10 protein-coding genes and 1 pseudogene are annotated in these 10,264 nt (G+C 38.6%); 9 read left to right on the plus strand and 2 right to left on the minus strand.

Translation table 11 applies throughout. From position 1 onward, the window contains the following. A partial coding sequence (locus tag B2X72_RS10805) for a TonB-dependent receptor (RefSeq protein WP_286849594.1) occupies nucleotides 1-2,147 on the plus strand: 2,147 nt, incomplete at its 5' end. Nucleotides 2,148-2,153: 6 nt separating this feature from the next. Further along, nucleotides 2,154-2,951, plus strand: coding sequence for a DUF4249 family protein (locus B2X72_RS10810; protein WP_145329137.1), 798 nt, complete (start codon nucleotides 2,154-2,156; stop codon nucleotides 2,949-2,951). Here B2X72_RS10810 and B2X72_RS10815 read toward each other — a convergent pair. Then, complete coding sequence (locus tag B2X72_RS10815; RefSeq protein WP_376747311.1) at nucleotides 2,948-3,499, minus strand: polysaccharide deacetylase family protein; 552 nt, start codon at nucleotides 3,497-3,499, stop codon at nucleotides 2,948-2,950. The two genes, B2X72_RS10810 and B2X72_RS10815, sit on opposite strands and share 4 nt — an antisense overlap. Before the next feature lie 114 nt (nucleotides 3,500-3,613). On the opposite strand from B2X72_RS10815, the pseudogene B2X72_RS10820 reads away from it, so the two are divergent. The 6 genes and pseudogenes from B2X72_RS10820 to ispE form a co-directional block, all read left to right on the plus strand. Continuing rightward, nucleotides 3,614-4,264, plus strand: a pseudogene (locus tag B2X72_RS10820) (TolC family protein); the annotation flags it as partial. Between the two features lie 15 nt (nucleotides 4,265-4,279). After that, nucleotides 4,280-4,993 carry a TolC family protein gene (locus tag B2X72_RS10825; protein ID WP_286849598.1) on the plus strand — a complete coding sequence of 238 codons (714 nt, stop codon included), beginning with the start codon at nucleotides 4,280-4,282 and terminating at the stop codon, nucleotides 4,991-4,993. 22 nt (nucleotides 4,994-5,015) lie between these two features. After that, entirely contained in the window at nucleotides 5,016-6,320 is a 1,305-nt protein-coding gene (locus B2X72_RS10830; protein WP_120336006.1) for an efflux RND transporter periplasmic adaptor subunit, read from the plus strand. Between the two features lie 107 nt (nucleotides 6,321-6,427). Continuing rightward, a complete protein-coding gene (locus B2X72_RS10835) occupies nucleotides 6,428-7,390 on the plus strand; it encodes a helix-hairpin-helix domain-containing protein (protein ID WP_145329135.1) in 963 nt (320 codons plus the stop codon). Further along, nucleotides 7,377-7,904 carry an adenine phosphoribosyltransferase gene (locus B2X72_RS10840; protein WP_046676245.1) on the plus strand — a complete coding sequence of 176 codons (528 nt, stop codon included), beginning with the start codon at nucleotides 7,377-7,379 and terminating at the stop codon, nucleotides 7,902-7,904. The genes B2X72_RS10835 and B2X72_RS10840 overlap by 14 nt, the downstream gene beginning before the upstream one ends. A 30-nt stretch (nucleotides 7,905-7,934) precedes the next feature. Further along, nucleotides 7,935-8,750, plus strand: a complete 816-nt coding sequence (gene ispE / locus B2X72_RS10845; RefSeq protein ID WP_286849597.1) for a 4-(cytidine 5'-diphospho)-2-C-methyl-D-erythritol kinase — start codon at nucleotides 7,935-7,937, stop codon at nucleotides 8,748-8,750. A 76-nt stretch (nucleotides 8,751-8,826) separates the two neighbouring features. Here the strand turns inward: ispE and B2X72_RS10850 are convergent, their stop codons facing one another. Further along, nucleotides 8,827-9,672, minus strand: a complete 846-nt coding sequence (locus tag B2X72_RS10850) for an ATP cone domain-containing protein (RefSeq protein WP_145329132.1) — start codon at nucleotides 9,670-9,672, stop codon at nucleotides 8,827-8,829. A gap of 135 nt (nucleotides 9,673-9,807) precedes the next feature. Here B2X72_RS10850 and B2X72_RS10855 point away from each other — a divergent pair, with 135 nt between their 5' ends. Then, nucleotides 9,808-10,104: a YgaP family membrane protein gene (locus B2X72_RS10855; protein ID WP_046676248.1), complete on the plus strand. Its 297-nt coding sequence runs from the start codon at nucleotides 9,808-9,810 to the stop codon at nucleotides 10,102-10,104. The last annotated feature ends 160 nt before the right edge of the window (nucleotides 10,105-10,264 follow it).

Consider the following 10,264-nt stretch of genomic DNA (forward strand, 5'->3'; position numbering starts at 1 on the left):
TACACGACGCTCTTAGTTTGTCTGTCCGTGATGCCGGCAAAGGAATGGAAGTATCATCTGTAGGCTATCAAACGAAAGCATTTTCTGTCCATCTTGACAAGGACTCCACTTATATTATTCAGTTGGTACCTGAGGAAAATCAGCTCGCTGAGGTTACCGTAACTGGAAATAGGCGCAAATCAATAAAGGATCTAACCCCTGGGTTGACACAATTTAGCCCTAAGGAAATCGAAAAAGTTCCTGTACTATTTGGAGAAAAGGATATTCTCAAGACCATTCAGCTATTTCCTGGAGTAACCAGTGGGGGGGAAGGAAGCAGCAATTTTTATGTGCGTGGCGGCGGTGGTGACCAAAATCTGATTTTGCTGGATGAGGCTCCTGTCTATAACAGTTCCCATTTGTTCGGTTTTTTCTCGACCTTTAATTCCGATGCGATCAAAGACGTGAATTTCTACAAGGGAGGTGTTCCAGCCCAATATGGAGGCAAAATATCATCGGTCATGGAAATTACCACCTTGGATGGAAACAACCAGCATTTCAATGTAGAAGGTGGCTTGGGTCTTATTGCTTCGCGTCTTAAATTGGAAGGACCAATTCAAAAAGGCAAGAGCTCATTTATGATCTCCGGTAGACGTACCTATGCCGATCTTTTCTTAAAGCTTTCAAGTGATGAGAATATTAAGAAGAGTGCGCTCTTTTTTTATGACCTCAATGCAAAATTAAATTATCGCATCAATGATAAGAATACACTTTACTTGTCTGGATATTTCGGCAAGGACGCGATGGCTTATCATGATCTGTTTGATTTCAATTGGGGAAATGCGACTGGAACCATGCGTTGGAACCATGTGTGGAGCAATAGGTTGTTTAGCAATACTACGCTTATTTTTAGCAAATTCAATTATCAGGTTAAGATTGAGGATGATAACAACTTTAAAATTCGTTCAGACATCTTTAATTATAATTTTAAACAAGATTTTCAATACAATCTTTCGGACCGTCACAATCTAAAATTTGGATTGCAGGCAGCCTTGCAGGAAATCCGACCGGCAAGTATCGAAGCGGGAGAAGATTCGAAGGTGAATTCATTGCAAATTCAACATCGCAAGGGTGCTGATGTTGCTGCTTATCTAACCGATGACTGGTCTATTACCGATCGTTTAAAATTAAATTACGGACTGAGGGCATCTGCTTACGCAACATTGGGGCCGGGTACATTTTATACCTTCGCTCCTGCAGGTGAGGCCGTAGATTCTACCTATGTGGGAAATGGCAAGTTGGGTAAAAAGTACTTCTATCTGGAGCCTCGCATTTCCTTAAACTACGCTATCAATGATTTAACGACGGTAAAGGCTTCTTTCAATACAAATGTTCAGTACCTGCATCAATTGAGCAATACAACCAGTAGTCTTCCTACAGATCAATATGTGCTGAGCAATAATACGATTAAGCCCCAGCTATCTAATCAGTATTCGCTGGGTTACTTTCGGAATTTTGCATCCAACAGATATGAATTCTCTGTTGAAGGTTATTACCGAGATTTAAAGAACCAGATTGACTATAGGAATGGTGCCGATCTACAGGCAAATGAATTGCTGGAAGGAGAATTGCTGTTTGGAAAAGGTAGAGCCTACGGCATTGAATGGTTTCTGAAAAAGAGACTGGGGCGATTTAGCGGCTGGCTGAGTTATACGTTGTCCAAAAGTGAGCGGCAATTCGAACAAATTAATGATGGTCAATGGTTTAACGCACGTCAGGACAAAACGCATAATATAGCTATCGTAGCGCAGTATCAGTTAAATCCGAAGTGGAATTTAAGCGCAAATTTCGTCTACTATACAGGAGACGCTGTAACGATGCCCGCGGGGAAATATTTTGTTGACGATCGTACAATCTTTTATTACGATAAAAGAAATGGGCAGCGGATGCCTGCTTATCACCGCCTGGATTTGGCAGCAACTTATGATATTAAGCGAACAAAGAATAGCTACTCGAGCTTGTCGTTTGGTCTATATAATGCCTATAATCGAAAAAATGCTTATTTGATCGACTTTAGAGAAAAAGAAGGACAATCCAATGTCACCGAGATTTATCGGATAGCATTATTTGGGACGATCCCATCGATTACTTGGAATTTTAAATTTTAGCAAAGAATGAAGAAGATATTAGGAGTTATAGCTGTTGCATTATTTACTTTAGCGAGCTGTGAGGATAAAATAGATTTGGAACTGCCCGAAAATACAGGTCAATTGGTTATTACCGCAGATTTGATGGTTTCGGATCAACAACATGAGGTTAGTATACAGAAGGTTGTAAGCATTAAAGACTCTCTATTTTCTCCGATAACTGATGCGGAAGTGACCGTTAAGAATATGCAAAATAATCGCACTTATACGTTTCAAGCGGGGGCTGATGGGCTATATACCAATAAGACATTACGGTTACAGGAGAAGGTCACTTACCAGTTGCAGGTAAAGACCGCTGATGGAAGGGAGATCCAAGGGGTATCAAAGGTTCCCAGCTATGTGGACGTGGATTCCATAGGGCTTTCAGAGCGAATTATTTTTACTGACACGATTTACTATCCGACCCTCGTATTTATCGATCCACCAGAAAAAGGCAACTATTATAAGTATAAAATGTCGGTCAATGGAGGTAAATTACGTTTTATTGATGTCTTTGACGATAAGTATAACAATGGCTTAGAAGTGCAGCATGATATTGTCGACCGCGATAGAGATTTGAAAGTTGGTGATCGTGTGCGTATCCTACGTCAATGTATCGATGTAGGCGCCTACAATTACTGGAATAGTTTTCAAATGATTAATCCTGGTTCGGCTTCGCCAGCTAATCCGATTTCAAATTTAAGCAACAATGCACTGGGGTATTTCAGTGTCAGTGTAGGTAAATATTACGAATCTGAGGTGACGTTTACTAGAAGTAAACCTTAATCTATTCTCGAAAGCTGATAGTGATTTTTTAATAGAAACTCTATTGTTTTAGGTAGAACATATTCGACACGAGGAATGGCTTTGATATTATCATGAAAAATAATAACAGAGCCATTTTTAATGTTGGGCAGAACGTTTTCCAGGCATTTCTGGGGACTTAAATTCGGATCAAAATCACCCGACATAATATCCCACATGATCACTCGGTATTTTTTATAGAGTTGACGGAGTTGGGATTTTGTTGCTCGGGCATAAGGCGGACGAAAAAGATCAGTCTGGGTCAGTTCCTGGCATTTCGCAACATTTGCCAAATACTGCTCATCATTTGTTTCCCAGCCTTTGAGGTGGTTGTAGGTATGGTTGCCTACCTGATGCCCTTCATCTAAAATTCGTTGAAACAAATGTGGATTTTTTTTAATATTTTCACCAACACAAAAAAATGTTGCCTTTGCCTGATATTTTTTTAGGATATCGAGTATAAAAGGTGTAATTTCAGGAATTGGACCATCGTCAAAAGTAAGATAGACTTTTTTTTCATGACGTGGCATATTCCATATTGATTTGGGATATAGCCATCTAAGGAAAAATGGAGATTTGACAAAATACATAACCGATAAATGAAGTTCAAATCTAAAAAAAAATGTATGGTTCTACATATGGACATGAAAAGATTTTATTATTCTACAGTAGTATTTACTGGATTATTTCTAGGAACTAATGATTTGGTTCAAGCCCAACAGGTTGTAGGAGTGGCAGAAGCCATTCGTACGACATTGGAACGGAACGTACAGATAAAACAAGCGGCGCTGAACAAAGATCTTGCTGAGCAGGACTTGTTTCAGGCAAAAAGTAATTTATTGCCAAACCTGAGTGCTAGCGTGGATCAAAGTTTTCGTTATGGCTTTGGTTTCGATTTAACTTCCGGACGAATCGTTAATAACACCTGGACAAAAGGAACCAGTGGCTCGGTGGGATCAAGTGTCAATTTATTTCAGGGCTTTCAACAGATCAATCAGATCAAAGCGAATAAATTGTAACTGGAGTCTACGGCGACTCAGGTGGATAAGATCAAGAATGACCTTGTGCTCAATGTGTTGGTCAATTATTTGGAAGCGATTACCAACCATGAGATGATGGTTGCGAGTGAAGACCAGATCGCTTTGTCGAAACAGCAATTTTCATTGGACTCTATTCAGTTTGCGGTTGGCAATAAAACAATTGCCGATCTTGCCAAATCAAAAAATCAGGTTGCTACAAATGAATTGAACAAAGTTAATTTGAAAAATTCATACGAGATGTCTTTGTTGACCTTGAAGCAGCTGATGGAAATGCCTCCTGAAACGCCTATTTCCTTGGAACGTCCAAGCTTGGAATCTATATTGGTTCATGCAGTGGATAAAAATGCGGTGGATGTTTACCAGAAAGCGCTCACATTGCAGCCGGATATTCACAAATCTGCATTGGATAAAGAGGTCGCATTGAAACAAATCGATATTGCGAAGGGGGGCTATTATCCGACACTCAATTTGAACGTGAGTTATGGAACGAATTACTCGTCTGCGACGACAAGGCAAACAGATCCATTGGATCCTGCTACCCTTTTTAGAGTGCCTTTTGGCCAACAGATATCGGATAATAAGTCTTTTTTTACCGGTTTATCTCTTGCTATTCCAATTTTTTCAAGAAATCAGAATAAAGTAAATGTGGCAAAGGCAAAGATCGGTTTTAAACAGGCTGAAGCCTCCGAGCAATTAGCAAAAAATAACTTAAGCAAGGCCGTTAATCAGGCTGTACTGGATGTGAATGCGGCCAAACAACGCTATCGCTCGGCTACCGTAGCATTTGAAAGTGCTGAAACAGCATTTAAGGCGACAAAAGAACGTTACGATATTGGTATGGCGAATTCATTGGAGTTGTTTACTGCTCAAACGGAACGAAATAAGGCCGAATTTGACCTTATTCAAGCAAAATATAATGTAATATTCAGATCAAAGATCATCGATTATTACCTCGGAAATCCAATTCAATTCGATAACAATTAACCTATTTGAACTAACAAAAGAAATGGCAAAGAAAAAACGTAGCATTGGAAAAATTATATTGATTATAGTAGTGCTCTTGGTAGTCCTTGGTTTTATAGGTTTTAAAGCAGGCTGGTTTGGCAAAGGAGAGATTACTAAAGTCGCGGTGGATGTAGTAAAAGAGACTGATGTTGATGAATTAGTTTCTGCAAGTGGGAAGATTCAGCCTGAGGTGGAGGTTAAACTGAGTTCAGAGGTATCTGGAGAGGTTGTTGAGCTAAACATTAAAGAAGGTGATTTTGTAAAAAAAGGACAAGTACTCTGTCGGATCAAACCAGATATTTTGCAATCTGGTTATGATCGCTCTGTTGCAGCAATGAATTCACAGCGGGCCAATTTAGCCGCTGCACAACAGCAATTAAAACAACAGGAAGAAAATTTCAAAAATGTAGCTGCTACCTATAAACGGAATCAGGAACTTTTTGAAAAACGTGTTATTTCTGCTTCAGAAATGGATAAGAGCTCGGCCGAATATTATGCAGCACAGGCTTCTATCCAGGCGCAAAGAGAGACAGTGCGTTCTACAAAATATGGTATTGACCAATCACAAGCCTCAGTAAAAGAAGCGCAAGATAATTTAAATCGGACGACAATTTACGCGCCATCAGATGGCATCATTTCTCTCTTGTCTATCGAAAAGGGAGAGCGTGTGGTTGGAACGGCGCAGATGGCAGGTACAGAAATTATGCGTATCGCCAATATGAGTTCGATGGAGGTTAATGTCGATGTAAATGAAAATGATATTAACAATGTAAGAGTAGGGAATCAAGCTGAGATTGAAGTCGATGCTTTTAAAGACAGAAAGTTTAAAGGTGTTGTGACCGAAATCGCTAGCTCGTCTAAAAACATTGCAACGACTACTACGGCGACATCATCGACAGATCAGGTGACAAATTTTAATGTAAAAGTTCGCATTAGTGCAGAATCGTATCAAGACTTGATGAAAGAGAATGTGGCATCGCCATTTAAACCGGGACTGTCTGCAACAGTTCAGATATTTACAAAACACGATAAAGGACTGGTTGTACCGATTCAATCGGTGACCGTGCGTTCTGATGATAAAGACTCTACAAATACAAATAAGAAAGTTGATGAATATGTATTTGTCCTAAAAGATAAAATAGTTAAGCAGGTTTTGGTGAAGACAGGTATTCAGGATGATAAAAATATCATTGTTACCTCAGGATTGAAAAAAGGAGACGAGGTCGTTTCTAGACCATTTGATGCGATTTCCAAAACCTTAAAAGACGGTAGTCAAGTTGAAAAAGTTGATAAGTCAAAGTTATAAATCTCTTTGTAGATAATAATTAATAAAAAGGGAATTGTTTTTTGATAATTCCCTTTTTATTTTCCTTATAATTTATTAAATTTAAACAACCCAATTGTTAGCAGCTTATGAAAAGGCTATTGGCTTATTTTAAATTTAGTAAAACAGAACAAAATGGATTTTTCATTATTTTGGTGATTATCGTTTTGTTTGTGACGATTTATACGCTGATTAAACGTAATACGAGGGATCCTATTCCTAATCAGGCCAAACTTTTTGAACAGTCCTTTCATGATTCCATCGAGATTTCCAGTCCAACCGACAAACAGGAGTTTAACAGCCCCTATGTGAATAAAAACGAAGGTAGGGAATCCATATCGCCGACTCCAGATTTAAATGATGAAAAGCTATTTTATTTTGATCCAAATAATTTACCTCACGCTGACTGGCATAAGTTGGGACTTTCTGATAAACAGATCGCGGTGCTGAAAAACTATGAAAAAAAGGGGGGGCGATTTAAGGTAAAAACCGACCTGAAGAAAATCTACTCCATTAATGATCGACTTTACAAGAGATTAGAACCTTACATCCAAATAAAAACAATTCCCGATTCGGAACGAACAAAACAACAGGACAGAGCGTCTTTGTTGTATGATAAATTTGAAAGAAATAAAGCAGAGCTGATCGATATTAATACCTGCGATACCACCGCATTAATCAGTCTTAAAGGGATAGGCTCGATTCTATCCAAACGCATTTTGAAATATAAAGATGTTCTGGGTGGTTTCTATCGTATAGAACAGTTAAAGGAGGTTTATGGAGTTACGGCTGAAACGTATGATCTAATTAAAGACTATATTGTTGTAGCTAATTTAGATGGAATCAAAAAAATCAATATTAATAAAGTTGATGCAGCTTCATTGGCTAAACATCCGTATCTTAGCCCTAAAGATGCGAAACTAATCGTCAATTATCGGGATCAACATGGAAGTTATGTCAATATAGAAGATTTGACAAAAATAGGAACACTTTCAGATCTTGCGATTGCGAAGATTGCGCCTTATTTAATATTTGAGAATGATTCAAGATAAATTGAAACTGGAAATCCGGGATATCGTGGATTTTCCTAAACCTGGTATTGTCTTTAAAGATATTACCCCTTTGTTGAAAGATGCGGCATTGTGTAGCGAAATGGTTGATGCGATTATTGATCAGTTGCAGGGAATAGAGATAGATGCTATTGCTGGAATTGAGAGCCGGGGTTTTCTATTTGGATTTTTACTTGCCAATAGGCTGGGCTTGCCTTTTATTCCAATTCGAAAACAAGGTAAATTACCTTTTAAGACCGTCTCTGAATCTTATGCTCTGGAATACGGCCAGGCAACGATTGAAATCCATGAAGATGCTTTTGAAAAAGGAAGCCGCATATTGGTACACGACGACCTTTTAGCAACAGGGGGTACTGTCGTTGCTGCCAGTAAACTTATTGAAAGACTTGGTGGTGAGATCGTCGCTTATAGTTTTATCATCTCTTTGGACTTCCTAAAGGCGAAAGGAAGATTATCCAGGTTCAGTGATAATATCTTTTCATTGGTAAGTTATTAATTTAAAAATATACGATTTAGAGCATTTCACATGATACTTTTTGCAAACGCTAAACTAAACATTGGACTGCAAGTAATTGCCAAGCGTACGGATGGTTATCATGAGCTGAACAGTGTTTTTTATCCACTTCCAATTTACGATATTATCGAATTATTGGATACGACTGGCACGGAGACAACACTAAATATTCAGGGAGAACATATCCCAGGAAATATCCGTGATAACCTTTGTATAAGAGCTTTTGAATTGTTGGAAAAAGATTATGGCATTCCGCCCGTTTCAATTGATTTGATCAAACAAATTCCCATTGGAGCAGGCTTAGGTGGCGGTTCTGCGGACGCGTCTTTTGTTTTGAAGGGGCTTAATACACTCTTTCAATTGAATCTTACAGAAGAGCAACTAGCGGGGTATGCCGCAAAGTTAGGAGCCGATTGCCCTTTTTTTATTGCAAATAATCCTGTTTTTGCAACAGGTATTGGGACTGATTTTAAAGACTTAAATCTAAGTTTGGATGGCTACCATATTGCAGTCATTATGCCCAATATTCATATTTCTACAGCTGAAGCTTATGCTGGTGTACAACCTAAGGTACCCGAAGTTAATTTGGAAGAAGCAATTCGTTTGCCTATCCAAGAATGGAAGTTTCATATTCGAAATGATTTTGAGGACGGTATTTTCGAGCGTTACCCATTGTTGAAAGAAATCAAAGAAACTTTATATCAAAAAGGAGCGATTTATGCTTCTATGTCAGGTTCCGGAGCGGCTATTTATGGCATATTTTGGGAAAAAACAGATTTAAGCGGGCTTGCAAAATATGGCAAGATCTATCATCCAACCAAGCTGTAAGAATATTATCGATTACTAAAAAAGCGTTATGTCTATCTGTTCAAACAGGTATACATAACGCTTTTTTAGTATGTTATTAATACTCTTCTTCCACTTGATAGTTTATGAGTTCTCGAGCCTCATTTAAAACCTTTTCTTTCCGTTCTTTTGTTAAGTTTAGGAGATCCAATTTTTCGGGATTATTAACGATATCTTTCACTAAAATAAGCTGATTTTTGAGCAGTTGTTGTTCTTCAAGGTCTGAAAGAGTTGTTAGACAAGTGACCGGATAAAAAACTGCTTTATCTACTCTTTTTTTAATGCTATTTTCTTTGGGGTAATCCCAAGAGAGCAGGTTGATATTATAATATTTAGCAAAATCAATCGAATCGGAGGTGAAGTAAGCATTGGTAATCAGCCAGCCTTCTTGAAACTGCAGCTGCTTCCCAAAAAACTGATACTTGATATTGCTAATATCGTTGAATCTGGAAAGATAATACATCGGCGTTGTGACCGATATTTTAGCGTCAATATCGTTTCGAAATTTACATTCCGCGGTAATGAGTTTGCCGTCCTTATAGGCGACAACGTCCAATTCATGCGAAACAGCATGCCCCTGCACGGTCTGTCCCGTGGTGCTTTCATAGCCGATGGATCGCAATAGGTGAGCAATGTATTTTTCGAAGTAGAAGCCTTCCGGACCAAGTTCACGCAGAGCTTTTTTAAGGCTATAGCGTGCGGCAAAGGAATTTCGTACTGTTTTTAAAGTATCAAAGGCCAGCTGATAGAGTTCTCTTGTTGAAATGCCATCATATATTTCGTTGAGTACCTTATCGTAGACCTGATTGACCTGGTCAGCATTGGCACCGGAACGAGAAAGCGAATGGCGTAGCGAGTCACCATTAAAGGGTACCAATTCACCAGAATATTTTTTAATTTGCATGTATTTTTAATTTGTTAAATACGAATATAAGAGATGTCGTCGGAGAAACAACATAAAAAACTATTATTCTATTCCTAAACTTTTTTAGGGCACCATTTGTTTATAACATGTACGATAAATAAAATAGAGATAATTATGAGTAACCTACTAAACTTTGCATTTGATAAGATAAAAACAAAGATCGAAGACGATTGTATCGAAGAAAATATTGGCACCTCTGAGCGTGTTCTGTCGGTGATTGCCGGCGGATTCATATTGGGTTTGGGTGTTAAAAAACTGTTTAAATCTCCACTTACTGGATTGTCTGGACTAACCCTTGGTGGAGCTTTGATCTATCGTGGCGTGACCGGCCATTGTGATGTTAAGAAAGTATTAGAAGATAAGGATATCAAAAAAGTAGAGGTGATTGAGCATCGCTATTTTGTTAAATAGCAAGCCTTGTATCCCTAGCTTAATGTAAAAGTGTTTTAGTGGAGGCTTCTATAGGTCTGCTTGACAACAATGCGCTATTTACTTCGCCCTGTGAGCTGAGTTCGACTACGGTGAGAGCACAGTGACTGTACTGTAAAAAGGTGGACTCAACGTGGACTCA

This window comes from Sphingobacterium sp. UBA7253 (assembly GCF_002472745.1).
Lineage (GTDB): Bacteria > Bacteroidota > Bacteroidia > Sphingobacteriales > Sphingobacteriaceae > Sphingobacterium > Sphingobacterium siyangense.